The sequence below is a fragment of the Chitinophaga barathri genome (assembly GCF_003807585.1).
GTDB classification, from domain to species: domain Bacteria; phylum Bacteroidota; class Bacteroidia; order Chitinophagales; family Chitinophagaceae; genus Chitinophaga; species Chitinophaga barathri.
On record NZ_RMBX01000010.1, the window covers coordinates 66,087 to 87,455 of the forward strand.

Annotated in this window: 15 protein-coding genes; 13 read left to right on the plus strand and 2 right to left on the minus strand. The window is 52.2% G+C overall.

What is annotated here, in order from left to right:
• Positions 1 to 171: 171 nt before the first annotated feature.
• Together EG028_RS18045 and EG028_RS18050 are read right to left on the minus strand one after the other, a co-directional pair.
• A complete protein-coding gene (locus tag EG028_RS18045; RefSeq protein WP_162946338.1) occupies positions 172 to 1,128 on the minus strand; it encodes a FecR family protein in 957 nt (318 codons plus the stop codon).
• Positions 1,129 to 1,265: 137 nt separating this feature from the next.
• Entirely contained in the window at positions 1,266 to 1,877 is a 612-nt protein-coding gene (locus EG028_RS18050) for an RNA polymerase sigma factor (protein ID WP_120515736.1), read from the minus strand.
• Between the two features lie 279 nt (positions 1,878 to 2,156).
• Here EG028_RS18050 and EG028_RS18055 point away from each other — a divergent pair, with 279 nt between their 5' ends.
• The 13 genes from EG028_RS18055 (at position 2,157) to EG028_RS18115 (ending at position 21,354) form a co-directional block, all read left to right on the plus strand.
• Positions 2,157 to 3,644 carry a S8 family peptidase gene (locus EG028_RS18055; RefSeq protein ID WP_120515737.1) on the plus strand — a complete coding sequence of 496 codons (1,488 nt, stop codon included), beginning with the start codon at positions 2,157 to 2,159 and terminating at the stop codon, positions 3,642 to 3,644.
• A 405-nt stretch (positions 3,645 to 4,049) separates the two neighbouring features.
• Positions 4,050 to 5,048 (plus strand): DUF481 domain-containing protein, encoded by a 999-nt coding sequence (locus EG028_RS18060; RefSeq protein WP_206614402.1) that lies wholly within the window; start codon positions 4,050 to 4,052, stop codon positions 5,046 to 5,048.
• Between the two features lie 16 nt (positions 5,049 to 5,064).
• Positions 5,065 to 5,712 (plus strand): outer membrane beta-barrel protein, encoded by a 648-nt coding sequence (locus EG028_RS18065; RefSeq protein ID WP_120515739.1) that lies wholly within the window; start codon positions 5,065 to 5,067, stop codon positions 5,710 to 5,712.
• Positions 5,713 to 5,841: 129 nt separating this feature from the next.
• Positions 5,842 to 6,573: a GntR family transcriptional regulator gene (locus EG028_RS18070; protein ID WP_120516012.1), complete on the plus strand. Its 732-nt coding sequence runs from the start codon at positions 5,842 to 5,844 to the stop codon at positions 6,571 to 6,573.
• Between the two features lie 78 nt (positions 6,574 to 6,651).
• On the plus strand, positions 6,652 to 7,560 hold the full coding sequence (locus EG028_RS18075) for an ROK family protein (RefSeq protein ID WP_162946340.1): 909 nt from the start codon (positions 6,652 to 6,654) through the stop codon (positions 7,558 to 7,560).
• Between the two features lie 28 nt (positions 7,561 to 7,588).
• On the plus strand, positions 7,589 to 9,358 hold the full coding sequence (locus tag EG028_RS18080; protein ID WP_120516013.1) for a class I mannose-6-phosphate isomerase: 1,770 nt from the start codon (positions 7,589 to 7,591) through the stop codon (positions 9,356 to 9,358).
• A gap of 47 nt (positions 9,359 to 9,405) precedes the next feature.
• Positions 9,406 to 11,742, plus strand: a complete 2,337-nt coding sequence (locus EG028_RS18085; RefSeq protein ID WP_262707118.1) for a GH92 family glycosyl hydrolase — start codon at positions 9,406 to 9,408, stop codon at positions 11,740 to 11,742.
• 50 nt (positions 11,743 to 11,792) lie between these two features.
• A complete protein-coding gene (locus tag EG028_RS18090; RefSeq protein WP_120515742.1) occupies positions 11,793 to 14,885 on the plus strand; it encodes a SusC/RagA family TonB-linked outer membrane protein in 3,093 nt (1,030 codons plus the stop codon).
• Positions 14,886 to 14,933: 48 nt separating this feature from the next.
• Complete coding sequence (locus tag EG028_RS18095; protein WP_162946342.1) at positions 14,934 to 16,511, plus strand: RagB/SusD family nutrient uptake outer membrane protein; 1,578 nt, start codon at positions 14,934 to 14,936, stop codon at positions 16,509 to 16,511.
• 41 nt (positions 16,512 to 16,552) lie between these two features.
• Positions 16,553 to 17,698, plus strand: coding sequence for a SusE domain-containing protein (locus tag EG028_RS18100; protein ID WP_120515744.1), 1,146 nt, complete (start codon positions 16,553 to 16,555; stop codon positions 17,696 to 17,698).
• A 24-nt stretch (positions 17,699 to 17,722) separates the two neighbouring features.
• Entirely contained in the window at positions 17,723 to 18,928 is a 1,206-nt protein-coding gene (locus EG028_RS18105) for a glycoside hydrolase family 76 protein (RefSeq protein WP_162946344.1), read from the plus strand.
• Between the two features lie 58 nt (positions 18,929 to 18,986).
• A complete protein-coding gene (locus EG028_RS18110; RefSeq protein ID WP_120516014.1) occupies positions 18,987 to 20,153 on the plus strand; it encodes a glycoside hydrolase family 76 protein in 1,167 nt (388 codons plus the stop codon).
• Positions 20,154 to 20,175: 22 nt separating this feature from the next.
• On the plus strand, positions 20,176 to 21,354 hold the full coding sequence (locus tag EG028_RS18115; RefSeq protein ID WP_120515746.1) for an MFS transporter: 1,179 nt from the start codon (positions 20,176 to 20,178) through the stop codon (positions 21,352 to 21,354).
• Positions 21,355 to 21,369: the final 15 nt, after the last annotated feature.

The window sequence follows — 21,369 nt, forward strand, 5'->3', positions numbered from 1 at the left end:
AGCTTTAATGTTGATTTCATGTATACCCTTACTGGAACCCGTAAAGCTTACAGGAGCGAAGGTGTGAGATACCTTCGTTCCTTACTTTCCAGGCCCTTTTAATTTCTTTGTGATAGTGGCTGTAGCTTTAGTTCATATACTCCGTTTTTAGGGTGAATAATCTGGTTATTTTTATTTCCACAGGACAATCGTTGTATCTTTTATGCTATACCTGAATTCGCCCGTAACCGCCAGCATTTTCAGCACACCGGCGATATCTTCCGTCCCTTTTGTACGCAGGTTCATTTTTTGTTTTTCAAGCGCGGGCGTTTTGATGTGGATCTTTACGCCGTAGTTGCGTTCGAGCGACCTGCATACTTCACGGAGTTCTTTATTCCTGAATACCTGCGCGCCTTTTTGCCAGCTCAGGTATGCACTGGCATCGACGGTATGTTCGTCCGCGACACCGTTTTTCTTATCATAGGTAAGCTGTTCGCCAGGCAATAGGGTATGAGCCGCCGCCGCGGGAACCGCCACCGCCACTTTACCCGATGCTACCGTAACAGAAGCGTCTTTATCTTCAGTATAGTTACTCACATCGAAGGAGGTGCCCAGTACCCGTACTTCCAGTTTGCCGGCGTAAACGATGAAAGGCTGTCCGTTATCATGCCTTACATCAAAATAAGCCTGTCCCTCCAGGTATACCTTCCGGGCCTGGTTGCCGGCGTTGAGGGGATACCGCAGGTGGGTGCTGCTGTTCAGCACAATGCGCGAACTATCCTGCAGGGTCACCATCTTTCGTTCTCCCGCTTTTGTATAGATATCTGCATACCGAATGTCGGGGACTTTTGCCGGCGGGCGGAAATTTATCTTCCAGACCAGGAGCCCTCCCAGGAGTACGGCTGCCACCGAAGCCGCGGCCATCCAGGGGCGGAGATGCCTTACCCTGGCCTGCTGCCCGTTGAAACGTTCGTGTAACGCCAGCCTCGAACGCCGCTGCTCATCAGCAAGCGTTGCTTCGGAGATATCTTCCCGCCGGATGTCCAAACCGGCCATCCACTGTACCAGTTTCTCTTTATCGCCGGGAGACGCCGAACCCTGGAATACTTTCCTGTATAGTTCATTAAGATCGTCTTGTTGATCATTCATAATCGGCATTTTTTTTCAGGCAGGCTTCCCATCATTGCTGCTGCCCGCATATATATAAAGCAGTAAACAGCGAAATGCCTCACAGCTTTTCGGGGAAATCCGGTGTAGTTAATAATTTCTTAACATTAAGAGAGGTGTCAGGAGAGGAGCCACAAGATGAACAGTACTTCCAGCGCTGTAGGATCATAACTCTCGGTAGATTTACGAAGGCGTGCAATAGCCCGTTCCAGTTGGTTCCTGACTGTTTTGGGGGAAATGTTGAGTTGTAAGGCGATGTCGTTAACGGATTGCTGGCCGCTCCGGTTGAGCAGGAAAACTTCCCGCATCCGTTCCGGCATGTCTTCGATCGTTTTTTGAATAACCGCCATTAGATCTTCATAGGAGGCGGTGAGTTCCCGCAGTTCCGCCGGGTCAAAGCGCAGCGATCCGGTTTCGGAGCCAAGATATTGCCGGAAGTTCTCCTGGTGTTTTTCCCTGAAGCCTTTTGTACGAAAATAGCCGGAGAGTTTGAACCATAGGCGTTTTTGGAGCCAGCCGCCCAATTCATCGCCGAAATGAAGCGTTTCCCGTTTTTCCCACAGTTCGATGAACATTTCCTGCAGGAGATCAAAGGTTTCCTGCCTGTCGCCTATTTTCCGGTAGGCCAGCTGATGCAGTTTTTGCCAATAGCGCCGGTGCAGCTCTTCAAAGGCTGCATAGTCCGACATACAGATCAGCCTGATGAGTTCTTTGTCCCCGGTTTGTTCCATGCGGCGACGAAATTACTCGATTTATGTTAACAGTGTATTATTGTTGTGGTAGTAACATACACCCGCCATCCCCGGGGTTTTCAATAAGTAAACTGCATTACCGGATCTGCATGGGGCTTATTTTAAGGATTCGTACAAACTGTAATATTATTTTGGTAAATTAGTTGTGTAAACCCAAAATTGTCAGAAGACCCTAAGCACAAAACTACCCCGCTAGTATAGAGCAAATCAATCTTTCATTTACGCTTTCCGATTTTGTTAATCATAAAATTGAGTGTTATGAGAAGAAATCAACATTGTTATTTGTTGCTGTTCCTCCTTATGGCGGCTTCCTGTGCCAAGGAGCCAAGGGGGATCATTGCACCGGCAGCAGACCGTCCTGCCGTTCAGCGTGACAGAGGTTTTATTGTGATCGCCAAAGAAGGCGCCAGCCTGGAGGGAATTTCAGAAGACCTGAAAGCATTGGGTGTAAAAAAATTCGTGTTGAGAGAAGCTATTAAAGAGCTGGGGCTCATCAACGTGCAAACTCCCGATCCTTCTTTCCCCGAAAAAGCCAGGAAGGTAGACGGTATACAATCTGTTGTAGTTGACCCGGTATTGAATTGGCGTTTGCCTGAGAAACACGTCAGGATCAACAAACAGGAACTGCCGGTCGCGGGCGGTAACGCCAGAGCGGCAGCGCCGGCATTTGATCCGTTAAGTTTCCTGCAATGGAACCTCAAATCCGTCAAAGCCGATGAGGCCTGGGCGGCAGGCTTCCGTGGCCAGGGCGCCAAAGTAGCGGTGCTGGACGGCGGTTTCCTCCTGAATGACCCCGACATAGCACCCAACATCATTCTTTCCCATAGTTTCATTGACGGGGAGGAAGTGCAGTATCACGGGGCAGAGGGTTTCAGCCATGGCTCGCATGTTGCCGGTATAATTGCCGGTGCGGACAATGAGCAGGGCATCGTCGGCGTAGCGCCGGAGGCCAAACTGATATTGGTGAAAGTACTTGGCGACAATGGAACCGGCCCCACGAGCGCCCTGATAAACGGCATATTTTATGCCGTGAACAATGGCGCCGATGTTGTTAACATGAGCCTTGGTGTGGAGCTTCCGCGTAAGACATACAAAGATGACAATGGTACGCCGGACGATCCATCCGATGACTATATAGTCGAATATGACCGCGATATCAAGGACTTAGTGATTGCCATCAACCGGGCTACTTTGTTCGCCACCCTGCTGGGCACCACTTGCGTAGCAGCCGCAGGTAATGAAGCCTATGACTACGATGTGGAGAAACGTTTTATCACTTACCCCGCCGCCGCGCTGGGTGTAATTTGTGTTGCCTCGAACGGCCCGCTGGGCTGGGGAATAAACCAGGACACCACTTTATACGTACCTTCCATTTTCACCAATAATGGCAAGAACTTCGTATCCTACGGCGCTCCGGGCGGCAATTATTCGATACCCCTGAATACGCAGATCGTAAACGTAGGTGGTATCGTCCGGCCGGAATATGTGTTTGACTTCGTTTTTAGTATTGGTGGCTATGACGAGTTTAGCGGCAGTTTCTTTTATATATGGTCTACCGGGACGAGCCAGGCTGCGCCCCATGTAAGCGCGGTGGCTGCTTTGCTGTATGGCAAATCTCCGCGCATTATGTCACCGGTGCTGGTGGATCTTATATTCAGGCGTTCAGTGGATGATTACGGTGCTCCCGGTAAGGATAAATACTTCGGCCTCGGACAGGTCAATGCGGGTAAAGCCGTTCGTCTTTAAACACAAGGTAATAATGGCTTTAATATAGTCACAGCAGGATCAAAGAGGTACGAGTATCCGTACCTCTTTTCATTTTAATCCCTTGATCAGCAAAGGATTTCCCGGAATGTGTTTTTTAAGCCGTATGAAAGTGCGGGAAAAATGTCCGATTTGGATATTTTTTGTCTGAACAAGCGCAAGGTAACAGATGTTATAGAGTTACATTGCCCATCAAACCGTGGCTGGCGGTATAATTCTCCTGGCATTTACATTGCATTCAACAAAAAGTGAAGCCGTTTCTTCAGGCACAGCCCTCTTGCTGAGGCCTGCCGACCGGTATTTACGGACGCTAAAAAGTTGATCATGCAATGTCGTTTAATTAGTGAAAAATTTTACAGCTTTCCGGTGGTTTTTTGCACATTACTTGTGCTTACATTGCTGTCATTCCCCAAAGTTGTATCGGCACAGAAAAAAGACTCCCTGGTCACGAAAAACGGGAACGTAATTGTCGGCGAGCTCAAATTGCTGGACAAGGGTGTTGTAACCATCGAAACAGACTACTCCAAAAATGATTTTACGATTGAATGGAACGAGATCACTGCGATCTATTCAGGCAGCCATTTTTTAATCACCTTAAAAGACGGGCTTCGTGTGAACGGAAGTGTGAAAACAGATACTGCGAACCATACCGTCATTATCACAAAGCTGGACAGCCAGGTGGTGGTCACCAAAGTCAGCGACATCGTTTATCTCAAAGGCCTGAAATCTGACTTCTGGAGCAGGGCAAACGCCAGCATAGATATGGGGATCAGCGTAACAAAAGCGAATAACCTGCGGCAATTTACCGTGAGGAGCAACCTGGGGTATATGGCGGATAAGTGGGAGGCGGCCTTGTTTTACAACGACCTCCGGTCCAAGCAGGACAGTGTGAACGAAACCAGGCGTACGGAATGGGGGCCTTCATTCAAATACTTTATGCAAAATGACTGGTTTGGCGCCGCATCCCTCAATTTCCTGTCGAATACAGAACAGGCGCTGGACCTTCGCACCACCGGGAAATTGGGGGTAGGAAAATATTTCATTCACACCAATAAAACATATATCGGGGCAGCCGCCGGTATTGCGTACAACAGGGAAGTATTCACGAACGAAACGGCTTCCAGGAGCAGCGTTGAGGCGTATTTTGGTTATGAGGTAAACCTGTTCGACGTAAAAGATTTCAGCCTCTTAACCAACGGATATGCATACCCAAGCCTCACTGAGTCCGGCCGGTGGCGCGCGGATTTTTCCCTTGATGCAAAATATGACCTGCCCCTGAATTTTTACCTGAAGTTCGGCGGGACCCTCAACTACGATAACCAGCCCGCGGTGGCCGGCAAGGATACGGATTATGTACTTGCCTTCACTTTCGGGTGGGAACTATAATATAAAAACATAAGACATGAAATTATTATTCCTGGTGACCATGCTCACTATCAGCATGCAAATCGTTACCGCGCAGCAACCTTCTCCCAAATTCAGGATCAACGCGCTGGCGGGTTATGTATTTGATGACAGCTTCGACTCCTACTATGACGCCAACAGTTATTATGACGGCACCCTCAACGGCGGATTTCAATGGGGCGTGGGGCTGGAATACCTGCTCCGGGAGCAGTACGGCCTGGAAGTCCTTTACCTTCGCCAGGACACCAAAGCGCCGGTCACCTATTTCCAGAACGGTGTCAAAAACACCGATTTCGACGTTGCTGTCAATTACATCCTGGCGGCCGGCAACCGGTATTTCAGGCTCAGCTCTCCGGTGGTTGTACCCTTTGGGGGTATTATGCTGGGCGCCGCCATATTTGATATTAAAAACCCGGACAACGGCAGGAATTCCAATGCCACCAAATTTGCCTGGGGCGTAAGGGGAGGGACGAACATCAATGTCTCGCCGCGGTTCGCCTTTAAATTGCAGGCGCAGTTGCTTTCCGCCGTACAGGGAGCGGGCGGGGGCTTGTATTTCGGCACTGGTGGTGTCAGTACCGGGCTTACCACTTATTCTTCCATATTGCAGTTCGGTTTCAACGGCGGCATCGCGGTGTCATTCTAGCTTTTGGGCATCTATGCCGAAAATTGCGCATGGGAACATATGAGAATCTATCTTATCATGTGGGATAAAAAAAATTTCCCTGGGGACTTGTTTTATGTTTCAAACTTCAGTATGTTTGAACATTCATACATGAGTTTAAAGATAGACCATAAGAGCAAAATGCCGCTCCACATACAGGTGGAAGAACTGCTGCGGAACCTGATCAGCCAGCCAGAATACCAGAACGGCACTTTCCTGCCAAAGGAAGTGGAACTGGCCAACCGGCTGGGCGTTTCCAGGAACACGATCCGGCAGGCCACCAATAAACTGGAGTATGAAGGTTTGCTCGCCAGGAAAAAGGGGGTAGGCACTAAGGTGGCGCAGCGCCAGCTCTCTACCAGTCTGCAGGACTGGCAGAGCTTTACCAAAGAGATGTCCAAACGCGGCATCATCACGTCCAACCTGTTGCTCACGCTTGAAAAAGTGAAGGCCGACGAAAAAATGGCTGGTTTCTTTAACATCCCGCTCAACACCTCCATCTGTAAACTCAGTAAACTCAAAGGCGTAAACGGTGAACCCATCGTTTACTTCGAAAGTTACTTCCATCCTCGTATCACCCTTACAGAAAGTGACGACCTGAACCGTCCGTTGTATCAGCTTCTGTCCGAAAAGTTCGATATCATTGTCGTGCGATCCAGTGAGCATATCAATGCCCTGATGGCCGGCCATGTGGCGAAAAAGCTGCAGGTGGACCCTAAGTGCCCCGTGCTCTTCAGGGAACGTTTCGTTTATGATCCAGGCGACAGGCCGGTGGAATACAACGTAGGTTATTACAGGTCCGACAAATTCACGTATTCCATTGAAATAAGATCAGAACGCTGATCTATTTGTAATCTCTCCTTTTTTTGCTCCACGCAGGAAAAGGATATTTTTTTCTTAATTTTTAATATGTTCAAACATATGAACAATAGCTATGTGATCGGTGCGGATATAGGAGGTTCGCATATAACGGCGGCCCTCGTAGACCTGGCCAGTGGTGCGGTGGTGGACGATTGTAAGTTCAAAGAACCGGTGAATGCCGCAGCCGGCGCTGAAGATATCCTTGCGCATTGGACGGCTTGCATCAGCCGGGTATTGGCTGCCGCCGGCACAGAACCCGCCGCCATTGGTATCGCCATGCCGGGGCCTTTCGATTACCCCGGAGGTATTTCGCTGATCAAAGGCGTGTCCAAATATGAATCGCTTTACGGCATGAACATCCGTGAGGCGCTGGAGGCGTCCCTGGAGTTTTCAAAAGGTATTTATTTCGAGAACGACGCTTCCTGTTTTGCCCTCGGCGAAGCTTGGTCAGGCGAAGGCGCGGGCTGCAGCCGCATGGTGGCGGTTACGCTCGGCACCGGCCTCGGCGGCACGTTCCTGCTCAATAACAAGATACAACACGAAGGCAAAGGCATTCCGCCGGAAGGGTATATCTATCATCTGCCCTATAAAACAGGTATCGCTGAAGATTACATCTCTTCCCGCTGGCTGATCAACGAATATCACCAACGCACCGGCCAGCGCCCGGGCGAAGTGAAGAATATCGGGGAACTGGCGGAAAAACAGGATGCCGTTGCATTGGCGCTGTTCGCGGAAATGGGTGAGGCTTTAGGCGAAGTAATGGTTCCCTGGCTCCGGGATTTTGATGCGGAACGAATGGTGATCGGCGGCAACATCCGCAAGGCGCATCCGTACTTCCTGCCGGCGCTGCAGGCCAGTTTACAGCATAACAATATAAAAACCAGCGTACATATTTCCGGCCGTGGTGAAAACTCGGCCCTTTCAGGGGCTGCATGGATATGCAAATCCATGCTCGTTACCAATCAATAACAACAATGCGCGATAGAAAATGAACACCATGATGAATTGGAGAAAAACAACCCAACCCCTGATGCCGGTTACAACGGAAGAGAGAGAACTTCCCCCGGCGGGTGATTACGACATGTATCCTTTCGCCAGGCTGGAAGCAGGCAGTATCCAGAGCGGATATGCCAGTCTTGCTAAATGGATGACCGGCCGTAATGTTATTTTGATAGACGGATATATTGGTAACGACTGGGAGTATATCGCCGGCTCCCTGGAGCGGGAGCTGAGTGCTACCGGAGTAGCAGTGAACCTGGTATATACTTCCTCGCTGCTGAAACCTGCCGAAGAGCTGGAAGCACTGGTGGCGCCGTTTCTCGGCGAAAAAGGAACGGTATGGGGCAGAAGAGCTTCTATTATATTAAAAGATCTTTTTGATAACGAAAAATTGCAGCAGGTGCAGCCGGCGGCGGAAGGCATCACGCTCGTCATCGGTGTGGGCGCGGCGCTTACCGGGCTGAATGCACCGGTGGTATATATAGATCTTCCCAAAAACGAGTTGCAATACCGCATGCGCGCCCGTACGGCCAATAACCTTGGGAAGGAACAGTGGGAAGATAACCAGGAAACCTACAAACGTTTCTACTTCGTAGACTGGGTTTTGCTCAACGAATACAAACAACAGATACTGCCTTCCATTGAAGTGATCGCGGACGGCCAGTGGAAAGAACAATTCACCTGGGCCAGCCACGCCGCCATCAATAAAGGGCTGCAATACCTTTCCCAAAACGCTTTCCGCGTCAGGCCATGGTTTGAGGCAGGCGCCTGGGGAGGAGACTGGATGAAGGAAAAGATACCGGGGCTCAACAAGGAGGAGGTGAACTATGCCTGGTCTTTTGAAATGATCGTTCCGGAAAACGGGATCGTATTCGAAAGCGACGGCAAGCTGCTGGAGATAGCGTTCGACTGGCTGATGATGAAACATTCCAAAGAAGTGCTCGGGCAGGATGAGCAGCGTTTCGGTATTGAATTCCCGATCCGGTTCGATTTCCTGGATACTTTCGACGGCGGCAATCTCTCCATCCAGTGCCATCCGCGCGTGCAATACATCCAGGAGCAATTCGGGGAAACCATCACGCAGGACGAAACCTATTACATACTCGATTGCGGCGAAGGAGCGAAGGTATACCTCGGCTTCCAGGATGATATTGATCCCGCCGGTTTCCGCCGTGTGTTGGAAGAAAGCGCCGCGGAAAACAAAGCCATCGATATAGAAAAATACGTGCAGGTACATGATGCCGGCAAACACGACTTTTTCCTCATCCCGAACGGTACGGTACACAGCTCCGGGAAAAACAACCTGGTGCTGGAGATCAGCGCTACTCCTTACATCTTTACGTTCAAGATGTACGACTGGGTGCGGCTGGACCTCAACGGGAAACCAAGGCCCATCAATATCGATCATGCCTTCAACAACCTCGATTTCAGCCGCAAGGGCGCGCGGGTAAAGGAAGAGCTGATTTCCAAACAGGAGGTGATCGCCAGCGGCGAAAACTGGCAGCTGGTACATGCGCCCACCCATGCGGAACATTTCTATGACGTGCACAGGATCGAGTTTACCGGTTCTGTAGCCGTGGAAACCGACGGAAAGTGCCATGTGCTGATGCTGGTGGAAGGGAAGTCTGTATTGGTGGAAACTGCCAACGGGTTCCGGCAGCGGTACAACTACGCGGAAACTTTCGCGATACCCGCCGCAGCGGGGTCTTACAGGATCATCAACGAAGGAGATGCCACTGCTAAAGTGGTAAAAGCTTTTGTAAAATAAAAAGGAAAGTCCGGGGAACGGTCCCCGGACTTCATCATCACAAAACAATGTCAGGTATGAGAAAGGAAAATTGGATGCTCTGGTTGTTGCTGATCGTTTCAGTATCCCATCTCAGCGCACAGGAAAAGAACGATCCGGTTGGATATGTAGACCCCCTGATCGGAACGGCGCATTGCCGCTGGTTCCATTTTGCACCCGGTGCTTCGCCATTCGGTATGGCCAAACCGGGTCCGTCCACAAACGGGCATTACGGCAATCCCAGCGGCTGGGAGGCTGTGGGCTACGATTACAGGCATACTTCCATTGAAGGGTTCCCCAATTTTCATGAGTTCCAGGTGGGCGGTGTTGTGCTAATGCCCGCCAAAGGAAGGCTGGTGACCGTGCCGGGAAACCTGGAAGACAGTCTCTCCGGCTACCGTTCCGCCTTTGACCGCGCGCAGGAAACAGCAACGGCGGGATATTATTCCGTACTACTGAAACGCTACGGCATCAAAGCCGAACTGACCTCTACCAAACGGGTGGCTTTTCAGCGCTTTACTTTTCCCGCCGGCAGCGATTCCCATATTCTTTTCGACATCGGTAATAAACAGGGTGAAAGCGGTGAAGTGAAGGACGCGCATGTGTATATGTCGGCCGACGGCCGCATCGAAGGCTACGTGATCACCCTGCCCGCATACGTACAAAAATACCAGCAGGGCGCTGAGGTAGCCATGTATTTCTCCGCTGTGGTGGACAAAAAACCAAGCTCCTTCGGCACTTTCCGCGGCGAAACGCAAACGGCTGGCGCCGCGGACATCCGTGGAAAAGGAGCGGGGCTTTATCTCACGTTTGCTACAAAAGACCAGGAAGCCGTAACCGTGCGCATCGGTCTTTCTTACACTTCTGTAGAGAACGCCCGCCTCAATATGCAGCGCGAGGCCGCAGTGATGAACTTCGACCAGGCAAGGCAGCAGTCGCACCGGCAGTGGAACGAATATCTCGGCCGCATTACCGTGAGCGGCGGCACCCGGGCAGACCGTACAAAATTTTATACCGGCCTGTACCATGCAGTGCTGGGGCGCGGCCTTGCCAGTGATGTGAACGGAGCTTATCCCAAAAACACCGGCGGCAACGGGCAAATTCCTTTGAACAAAGCAGGTGTGCCCGTGCATAATCATTACAATACGGATGCCGTATGGGGCGCATTCTGGAATCTTACGCCGCTCTGGGCACTGGCTTACCCCGAATATTATTCGGACTTCGTGAGCAGCCAGCTGCTGGTATACAACGATGCAGGCTGGCTGGGCGACGGAATCGCCTCCAGCAAATATGTATCCGGCGTGGGTACCAACTTCGTCAGTCTTGTGATGGCCGGCGCATACAACTACGGCATCCGCGATTTTGATGTGGCGAAAGCATACGCAGCGTCACTTAAAAACGAAATAGGTTACGAGAACAGGCCTGAAGGCGCCGGTAAAGATGACGTGGCCCGGTTCCGCAAATATGGTTACGTGGATCATATAGACCCGAAGCCGGGCGAGTGGGCGTTTTCCGGTTCGCACACGCTGGAATATTCTTTCAGCGCCTACGCGGTGGCCCAGTGGGCAAAAGCGCTTGGTAAAACCGGCGATTACAACACCCTTTTGAAACTGTCCAAAGGCTGGGAAAAGATCTTTGACCCAGCTACCAGGTATATGCGGCCCCGTTATGCCGACGGCCGCTTTGTGGACAACTTCAAACCTGCCGAGCCCTGGCGCGGCTTCCAGGAAGGGAACGCGGGACAGTACACTTTTTATGTACCGCACGACCCTGAAGGCCTGGTGTCCAAAATAGGCAAGGCCGAGTTTAACAAAAGGCTGGACAGCATTTTCACCGCCGCACAAAAAACAACGTTCGGCGGCGGCAATACCATTGATGCTTTCTCCGGTCTTTCCGCGCCTTACAACCATGGCAACCAGCCCTGCCTGCAAATGCCCTGGATGTTCAACTACTCCGGCAAACCGCAGCTTACCCAGAAATGGGTGAGGGCTATCTGCAATGAGTTTTACGGTACAGAGGGCGTGCACGGATACGGTTACGGGCAGGATGAGGATCAGGGGCAGCTCGGCGCCTGGTTCGTGATGAGCGCCATGGGGCTGTTTGATGTGCAGGGTGGGGCAGCAGCCAAACCGGTGATGCAGATCGCTTCTTCCCTGTTCGATAAGGTGGAGATCAAACTGAATAAAAAGTATTACAGGGGTAATACCATCGAGATCGTTGCGCGTAACAACAGCGCGGAAAATGTCTATCTCCATCAGCCAACATTCAACGGTAAAAAACTTCCGCAGAACTCTATATCGTTCGAACAACTGACGAAAGGAGGGAAGCTGGAGTACGAATTGTCTGACAAACCAGCCGCGTATTAATGCGGCTATCAAGAGAAATATTCCACTACTGATCAAAAAAAATTAAGCCTATGCTAGCTTATAGTCACGTTATTACAGAAAAGCTCCCGCGCAGGAGCAGGCTCCCGCTGATGGTGCTGCTGCTCCTGCTGATGATGGGCAGCGCCGCGTACGCCCAGGAACCACGTACCATTACAGGCCGCGTTACAGACGATGTTACGAAACAGCCTATCCCTGGCGTATCCGTTTCGCTCAAAGGTACCGGTGCCGGCACGGCTACGAATGCCGAAGGTGCATTCTCTTTAAAGATACCGGCCGGCAGCAACCAGCTGCTGGTGTTCTCCTCCATCGGCTACACCAGCCAGGAGGTGCCGCTCACGACCGCGGCGCAGGTGAACATATCCCTTAAAACGGCCAGCAGCACATTATCGGATGTGGTGGTGGTAGGTTATGGCACCCAGAAGCGCACCAGCCTTACGGGTGCGGTGAGCGTGGTGACCGCCAAAGACCTGGAAGGTAAACCGGTTACCAGCGCGGTACAGGCCCTGCAGGGCGCTGCGCCTAACCTTATCATCCAGCAGAACGCTACGGAGCCAGGCGCCGCTATCAATATCAACGTGCGCGGCGTGAGCACGGTCAACAACTCCAGCCCGCTGGTGCTGGTGGATGGTGTGCCCGGATCGCTCGATCTGCTCAATCCAAACGACATTGAAAGCATCAGTGTACTTAAAGACGCGGCATCGTCCGCCATCTATGGCTCCCGCGCAGCTAACGGGGTGATACTCGTCACCACAAAAAAAGGAAAACTCAACAAAGTGCCCCGCATTACCTACAATGGTATGGTGGGCGCGCAGCAGCCTACTTTCCTCATCAAACCGGTGAGCGGGGTGGAATACATGCAGCTAAAAAATGAAGCGCTGGTCAATTCCGGGCAAACGGCACAGTTTTCCCCCGAACAGATCCGCCAGCAGGGAGAAAAAGGCTCTGAAAAATGGTGGATGGACGAAGTGATGCGACCCGCCGCCCTTCAGCAAAATCACAACCTAGGGGTAACGGGCGCGGTGGGTAAAGTATCCTACCTGGTTTCCGGAGGGTATATGGACCAGAACAGCCTTTACCGCGGGCCTGGTTATGGCTACCAGCGTTACAATGCGCGCACCAACCTCAGCACACAGCTGGGCAAATTAAAGCTGGGCGGTAATTTTGCTTATGCTAAACAAGATATCCGGGAGCATGCCTATTATTCCGACTGGCTGATCTCCACAGCTATCCGCATTCCCCGCATTTATCCTATTAAAGACGCTGACGGCAACTACTTCCTGGCGCCTACTGCATCCAACAATCCGCTGGCACAGCTGGATCAGGGTGGCCGCAGGCGGTATAACAACGATAGTTACAACTACATGGCCAATGCGGAATACGCGCTTACTCCACACCTGTCCGCCAAAGTGGTATACGGTGCGGATATCCGCGTGAATAACATGGATGAGTTCCGCCGCTCGATCGACTACACGCCCTATTCCGGGTCGGACAACCAGAGTTCCAGGACGGTGAACCACGCGCGCAGCATACAGGACAACTTCCAGGCATTGCTTAATTATGACCGTACCTTCAACAAGGTGCACGAAGTAAAAGTGTTGCTGGGTTATGCCACCGAAGGCTGGAAGAACAAGTACAGCCAGACCCGCCGGCTCAACGTTGATAACATGACGGGCGATTCCATCGCCGGCACCGAAACCCTCAAGGGTTTCAACGATACGTATGATACCCGTATTGACCAATGGGCGCTCAACTCCGCATTCGGCCGGTTGAACTACGCGTTCAACAACCGCTATTATTTTGAGTTCAATTTCCGTTACGATGCTTCCAGCCGCTTTGCCAAAGGCAACCGCGGCGCCTTCTTCCCGTCGTTCTCCGCCGCATGGCGTATTACGGACGAGCCGTTCATGGAAACGGTGAAGGAAAAGGTGGGCGACCTGAAGCTTCGCGGTTCCTGGGGCCAGCTGGGCAACCAGCAGATCATATCCAATTACGGCTACATGAATGTATATACCACCGTGAGCAATATGTACGGCTTCAACAACCTCGCGCAGCCAGGCTCCTCGTTCGCGGTAGGCAACCCGGTGATCACCTGGGAATCCGCCAACTCCGCCAACATCGGTTTTGACCTGTCTATGCTTGATAACCGTCTTACTATCAGTTACGATTATTTCCACAAGATCACGGATAATATTTTGCTGCAACTGCCCGCACCCGGCCTGTACGGTGCCACGCCGGCCTTCCAGAACGCCGGCAAGGTGAAGAACCAGGGTTTTGAACTGGCCATTAACTACAAGGCCAAAACCGGTGCGTTCAATCATACACTGGGTGCGAACCTGGCGGACAACCTGAACGAGATCGTTGATTTCAAAGGCCGCACCTTCATCCAGGAAGGAGACGTAACCTACATTAACCGGGAAGGATACCCGATCAGCGCCTATTACGGTTACGAAGCCGATGGTTTTTACCAGAACCTGGACGATATCAAAAACAGTCCTAAACCGGCTTTCGCGGGCCAGGTAAAACCGGGCGACATCAAGTACGTAGATCGTAACGGAGACGGCGTGATCAATAACGACGATCGTTTCGTCATGGGCAATCCTTTCCCCCGCTTCACCTTCGGGCTCAACTACGGCGTTACCTGGAAAGGCTTTGATGCCAGCATCTTCATACAGGGCGTGGGTAAAAGGAACGTGTTCCTGCGCGGTGAAGGGGTAGAGGCATTCCATAACAACTGGGATAACGTGTATTCACAGCATATCGACAGGTGGACGCCGAATAACCCCGACGCAGGTTATCCGCGCCTTACTATCGGTACGGAATCTGTCAACAACAGGGCTAACTCCACTTTCTGGCTGGAGAACGCTGCTTATGCGAGGCTGAAAAATGCGCAGCTCGGTTATACACTGCCCGCCAGCCTGACGAACCGTGCAAAGATCCAGAAGGTAAGGGTATACCTCACGGGGCAGAACCTGTGGACCGTTACAGGCATGAAAAACGGAATGGACCCCGAACTAACGGAATTTAACAATACCCTCAACCTGAACCAGCTGGGCAGCTCTACAAGCGGCCGCGTCTACCCGGTTCAGAAAGTATGGGCGGTAGGACTGGATGTCAACTTTTAACCACGTTTAAATGATCGCATTATGAGGATAAAAAAATATTGTTCAATAGTGTTGGGAGTACTGCTGCTTGGAGCGGCGGGCTGTAAGAAGCTGGACCTGGGCCCATCCTACCAGGATACCGATCTTACCTTCTGGCAAAAGCCGGAAGCCGCGGCGCAGGTGCTTAACAACTGCTACGCCGGGATGTATTCAGATGACTATTATTTCTTCAACGAAAGTCTCAGTGATAATTCCTTCAGCTCCAGCTCCGTGAATGGCGGCGCTGCGCAAAGCATTGCCGCGGGCGCCTACGACGGCCGTACCAACCGCGTGGCAGGGGAGTGGGCATTCCACTACGGGGGCATCCGCAACGTAAATAATCTCATCGCCAATATAGATAAAGTGCCCGGCCTCGACGCCGGCCTGAAGGACCGGTACCTTGCCGAAGCCAGGTTTATCCGAGCCTTCCATTATTTCCACCTGATCAGCTGGTATGCGGACGTGCCGCTGATAAAGAATGAGATCTCTTATGAAGAGAGCTTCAACATTGCCCGCACATCCAAAGCGGAGGTGCTCGCCTATGTACTCACCGAGCTGGATGAAGTGGCGCCTCTGCTGCCATTAAAAGCGGAATATGGCGACGCCGAAAAAGGGCGCATCTCCAAAGGCGCGGCCATGGCGCTGAAGGCCAAAGTGTTGCTGTACGACAACAAGTGGAGTGAAGCAGCCGCCGTGCTGGAGCAGTTCATGGGAGGCACGTACGGCGTTTACACCCTGTTCCCTTCCTTCCCCGGCATTTTCCAGCCGGAGAATGAGAATAACAGCGAAGTGATCCTCAACCTGGAGTTTGTACCGGTGAGCAGAACGCATTCCATGCAACGATTTTTTATTCCTTTTACCGAAGGCACGCTCATCAGCGGCATGGCTCCATCCCAGTCCCTGGTAGACGATTTTATCATGACTAACGGCAAGAGCATCAGCGAAACGGGCTCCGGTTATGATGATAATGCCCCGTACCGCAACCGTGACCCGAGGCTGGAAGCTACTATCATTCACGATGGCTCTTCTTTCACCACCAAGCGTGGGGAAACCGTTACCATCCGGACGGCACCTGGCACTGGCGATAACGCTGCGGACAAAGCGGACGCCTCCAAAACAGGTTATTACTTCCGCAAGTACTATGACCGTACGGCGGATGGCAATAACAACTCCGGCCTCAACCTTATCCTCCTCCGCTATGCGGACGTGCTGCTGATGTACGCGGAGGCAAAAGTAATGATGAACCAGCTGGATGCGGATACCTGGGATAAAACCATAAAGGTCATCCGTCAGCGTGCGGGTTTCAGCGACCCTGCGGCCCTCAATTTCTCGAACTACGCCGGTTTAAGCAACACCGCCAAAACGGACCTCGTGCGCCGCGAGCGCAGGACTGAACTGGCGCTGGAAAGCCAGCGGATATTCGACATCCGCCGCTGGAAGATCGCGGAAACCGTGATGAATGGAACCCTATACGGCATGAAGGTGGGCAACAGCCATCTCATAGTGGACAGGCGTGTGTTCGATGCCGGCAAACATTACCTGTGGCCCGTGCCGCAGGCGGATATAGACATGAACAACCACCTGTTGCCTAACAATACCGGCTGGTGACCTGTACAACCTTTATCAATACACATTCAAAAGATACTATCATGATACGTACTCTCAATTTCAGGATATACAACATACTGGCCGCGCTTTTGGTCATAGGAGCGTTTGCTTCCTGCGAAAAGGACAAAACCATCAACAGCAATATTTCCACCGTCAACGAACTGTATTACCCGGAAATGGGCAAATACTACAAGTTGCAACCCGCCACCAGCGCCGTGGTGAACTTTGAGTGGAGCCCCGCCAGGGCGGAAGACGGCAGCCTCGTGATGTATGAAGTGGCGTTTGATACCATAGGCGGTGATTTTCAGCATCCCATCTATACTATTGCCTCCAACGGCAACGGGGTGCAGAACTCCCTTGCACTCTCCCATAAAATACTGAACTCCGTGGCCAGCAAGGCGGGCATTCAGCCCTCCACCGCCGGTTCCCTGCAATGGACGGTGATCGCCAGCAAAGGCCTCAACGCAAAGCGCGCGGATTCCACCAGGGTGATCGTGATCGAAAGGCCCTCCGGCTTTACGGAAATACCCGCCAACGTGTTCATCACCGGTGCAGCCACTGAAGGCGGAACGGACCTTGCCGCCGCTAAAGCCATGAAACTGGGTACTGATGGTGTGTTCGAAATATTTACCCGTCTGAAGGACGGCGCTTTCACCTTCGTTGACCGTAACAGCGGTACGCCGGTAACTTACTCCATGCAGGGCAACAGGCTGCAGGAAGGCGGAGAGAACCAGCAGACCGGCGATAAGGTATACCGCATCCGCCTCGACTTTGCAAATGCCGCCGCGGAAATGATTGAGATCACCGATGCAGGCGTGTTCGCATCCGCGTACAACAAAGTGGTCGGCAAACTTGCCTATACCGGTGACGGTACATGGACGGCGCAGGGTTTACCCATTGCTTACTTCGATTTCGGCAGCTGGAAAGATGACCGTTTCAAATTCCAGTTCACTACCGTGGATGCAGGCGGCACCACCGGCACAGCCTACTACGGCAGCGTGAACCAGGTCAATTCCACACCGCCCGATGCCAATACACCGGCCGCTTATTACAAACTCGTGCCGGTGGATAATTCACAGTGGGATTTCACCTATAAATACCCGGCAGGGGCTGATGGAAAAACAGGGGATTTTATCCTGCAGCTGAATGCAAAGGAAGATTATTCCTACAAACTGACCGTGCACTAATTGGTGAATTATTAAATCATGTACATGAGATCTAACATCTTAATCATAGCCGCAGCGGCGCTTACCCTTACCGTTACCGGGTGTTACAAGGAGCGGGAAGACACGCCCGTGAAAGTGGAAGGCGATACCACTTCGGTGGCATTGACCTACAAACTCAAAGCCAGCCAGGCGCTCGACGATATTTACAGGAACTACGGCATCAGCGGCAGCCACTATGTAAGGGAAAGTTTTCCGGTACAGCCCGGAGACCCGAAGTATGCCTACCTGTGGCCATACTCCGCGATGTTTACGGCGGCTACGCTGCTCAAACAGACGGGGTTTACCGATGAAGTGCACCAAGGGTATTATACCAGCACGCTGGCAGGCATGCAGGGTTACCTGGATGCGTCCCGCCAACCGGCAGGCTACCAGTCCGTTCCGGTAAGTGAAGGCCTGGCGGATCGTTTTTACGACGATAATGCCATTACCGGTATAGACATGCTGGAGGCCTACCGGCTCACCCGCGACGGCCAGTTGCTCAGCAATGCGAAGATCTGTTACGAGTTCTGCGCCTCCGCCGAAAGCCCTGAAGCGGGCGGTGGTCTTTACTGGAACGAAGGGGTGCGCAACAATCCTGACGATCCGAATCATATCAAGGCCACCAACGTGACCGCCCTTTCCGCCACACTGGCCCTGCAGCTGTACCAGCAGGAACAGAACGGAGCCTATCTTGCCTCCGCCAAACGGTGGTATAACTGGGTGAAACAGTATATGCTGGACCCTTCTGATCAGATCTTCTGGAACTCTGTCTGGATCAAGGATGGCAGCATCAATTATGCCAAATGGACTTATAACTCCGGCGCCATGATCCAGAATGCCGCCCTGCTGTACAAGATCACCGGGGAAGAAGCCTATCTCACGGACGCGAAAGCATGGGCACAGGCTTCATATAATTTCTTTACACGCGAGGTGAGTAATATCGGCCGGTTCTTCGTACCGCACGACCCCTGGTTTACCGCTGTATTGTTGCGCGGTTACCTGGAGCTGTATGAGGTAGATAAAAACGCTACTTACATCAACTCACTCGTAGCGAATGTAGACTACGCGTGGCAGCACAGCAGGCTGCCGGGCACCTTCCAGTTCTACGAGGACTGGTCTGGCTCCGATCTCGGGAGATACTATTCCCTGCTCACGCAAATTGGTATGGTAGAAATTTATGCCAGGATATCGATCTGGAAAAACGAACAATAAACCGGTGCTTCTGCTCGCGGTGATCGTACAGCGGGCGGATGCATCCCAACGGGGAATTATGAAAAGGATATTAATCAGCATGGTGTTGACCGGGATGGCACTATCGGTTGCAGCGCAGCAGGTACAGCCGGCAGGCGAGTATCAGCGCAGGGCAACGGAGATGTTCCACCGGGTATGGACACTGTACCGCGTACCACAGCATGGGCTTTTCTCGGAATATTACCCGCAGCAGTACAAGGATTCCCTCACTTACATGCAGGACGGGAACGTACAATCAAAAGAAGTGAGTTACCTCTGGCCGCTCAGCGGTGTGGTAACTTCCGCCAATGTCATGATGCGGCTGCCCGGTAAAAAGGCGGCTTATCAACCTTATGTGGACTCCGCCATGACGGCCATGTATCAATACCGCGATACCACACGCAAACCTGCCGGGTACCAGGCTTACCCGTCAAAGTTCGAGAAGGTGGACCGTTATTATGATGACAACGGCCTCGTGGCCATCGATTATATGGAAGCCTACGAAAATACCCGCAACCCGGTGTATCTTTCCAGGGCCCGTGAAGTATTCGCCTTCATTATGAGCGGGTGGACGGATGTACTTGGTGGCGGCGTTACCTGGCTGGAAGGCCACAGCGATCAAAAGCCGGCCTGCAGCAACGGCATGGCCACACTGGCCGCCCTCAAAATATATAAGGCCACGAAAGATCCGTATTATTTAAAGCAGGGCATTCAATTTTATGACTGGATGAACAGGCATCTGCGCGACTCCGCCGGCTTGTACCGGAACGACATAAAAACCGCTACGGGCGCCGTCAATCCAACTTATTACACCTATAATACAGGATCTATGCTGGAAGCGGCCATGATGCTTTATTCATTCACCCGGCAGCAAAAATATTACCGGGATGCGAAGCAGACCGCCCAATCAGCTTATCACTATTTCGGCCAGCCACAGGAAGGTATGCGGAGCGAATTTTGCGACCTGCCATGGTTTGCCACGGTACTGTTCCGCGGGTATGCCGCGCTCTACGCCGTTGAAAAAGATCCTGTATATCTGAAAGCTATTATTGCGCGGGTAGACCATGCCTGGAACAACCGGGACCGTTTCGGCCTGCTCAACCATAACTGGAGCGACAAAAGGGATGACGCCGGAAAGCCCAAATGGCTGCTGGACGAAGCCTGCATTGCAGAACTATACGCGCGCATGGCCCTGCTGAATTTATAATGAATACAACATCAGACAACTTATGACGCAAGTTACCAGCGATTCATCTCTTCCGCCCGCCAAAACAAGTGTTTTACGGCTGGCTCCCATATTGTCCGGCTTCTTCATCATGGGCTTCGTAGACGTGGTGGGCATTGCCACCAACTATGTAAAAAAGGATTTCGGCCTGTCGGATACCCTGTCAAACCTATTGCCCATGGCGGTTTTCCTGTGGTTCCTGATCTTTTCGGTGCCTACCGGCATGCTCATGAACAGGATCGGCAGAAAACGCACGGTGCAGCTGAGTCTGCTCATCACCGGCATCGGCCTGCTGGTGCCGATGATATCCTATACTTTACCCGTGGTGTTATCGGCCTTTGCGTTGCTGGGCATCGGCAATACGCTGCTGCAGGTGGCGCTCAACCCGCTGCTGACGAATGTGGTGAGTAAAGACCGCCTCACCAGCAGCCTTACTACCGGGCAGTTCATCAAAGCGGTATCTTCCTTCCTGGGCCCAATTATCGCGGCATATGCCGGCACACGTTTCGGAAACTGGCAGTTATTGTTCCCGTTATTTGCGGGCATCACCCTGCTGTCGTTCCTTTGGCTGGGCTCCACGCCGCTGCATGAAGGCGGGCGCAAGGAAAATACGTCTACCATTGCGGAATGCTTCGCGCTGCTGGGTGATGGCAGGATATTCCTGTATTTCCTCGGTATCCTGACGCTGGTAGGCATTGACGTGGGGCTGAATGTGTCCGCTCCCAAAATACTGATGGAGCGCACGGGCATGGCGCTTGAACAGGCGGGTTATGTAGCCAGCGTATATTTTGTTTTTAAGACCGCCGGCACGTTCCTTGGCGCCATTCTGCTGGCCAAATGGCCCGCTCACAGGTTTTATCTCGGGTCCGCCATCGCGGCGGTGGCCGCCATGGTGATATTGCTGTTCGCCCACAATGCCGGCCTGATCTACGCCGGTGTTGCACTGGCCGGATTTGCCTGCGCCAATATTTTTTCCATCCTGTTCTCCTTTGCATTGCAACGGATGCCGGAAAGGTCCAACGAAGTGTCGGGCCTCCTGATCATGGGCGTTTCAGGCGGTGCTATATTCCCGTTGGTGATGGGCGTTGCTTCTGATGCGGCTGGCGCGCAATGGGGAGCTGTGGCGGTGTTGCTGGTTTGCTGCGTATATCATTGGGTATTGGCGGTGAGGGAAATGCGATAACTGACACTCCATTCT

Bases quoted from the DNA above. Each gene is read 5' to 3' on its own strand.
- EG028_RS18045 (WP_162946338.1), bottom strand. From the start codon at position 1,128: ATGAATGATCAACAAGACGATCTTAATGAACTATACAGGAAAGTATTC.
- EG028_RS18050 (WP_120515736.1), bottom strand. From the start codon at position 1,877: ATGGAACAAACCGGGGACAAAGAACTCATCAGGCTGATCTGTATGTCG.
- EG028_RS18055 (WP_120515737.1), top strand. From the start codon at position 2,157: ATGAGAAGAAATCAACATTGTTATTTGTTGCTGTTCCTCCTTATGGCG.
- EG028_RS18065 (WP_120515739.1), top strand. From the start codon at position 5,065: ATGAAATTATTATTCCTGGTGACCATGCTCACTATCAGCATGCAAATC.
- EG028_RS18070 (WP_120516012.1), top strand. From the start codon at position 5,842: ATGAGTTTAAAGATAGACCATAAGAGCAAAATGCCGCTCCACATACAG.
- EG028_RS18075 (WP_162946340.1), top strand. From the start codon at position 6,652: ATGAACAATAGCTATGTGATCGGTGCGGATATAGGAGGTTCGCATATA.
- EG028_RS18080 (WP_120516013.1), top strand. From the start codon at position 7,589: ATGATGAATTGGAGAAAAACAACCCAACCCCTGATGCCGGTTACAACG.
- EG028_RS18085 (WP_262707118.1), top strand. From the start codon at position 9,406: ATGTCAGGTATGAGAAAGGAAAATTGGATGCTCTGGTTGTTGCTGATC.
- EG028_RS18090 (WP_120515742.1), top strand. From the start codon at position 11,793: ATGCTAGCTTATAGTCACGTTATTACAGAAAAGCTCCCGCGCAGGAGC.
- EG028_RS18100 (WP_120515744.1), top strand. From the start codon at position 16,553: ATGATACGTACTCTCAATTTCAGGATATACAACATACTGGCCGCGCTT.
- EG028_RS18105 (WP_162946344.1), top strand. From the start codon at position 17,723: ATGAGATCTAACATCTTAATCATAGCCGCAGCGGCGCTTACCCTTACC.
- EG028_RS18110 (WP_120516014.1), top strand. From the start codon at position 18,987: ATGAAAAGGATATTAATCAGCATGGTGTTGACCGGGATGGCACTATCG.
- EG028_RS18115 (WP_120515746.1), top strand. From the start codon at position 20,176: ATGACGCAAGTTACCAGCGATTCATCTCTTCCGCCCGCCAAAACAAGT.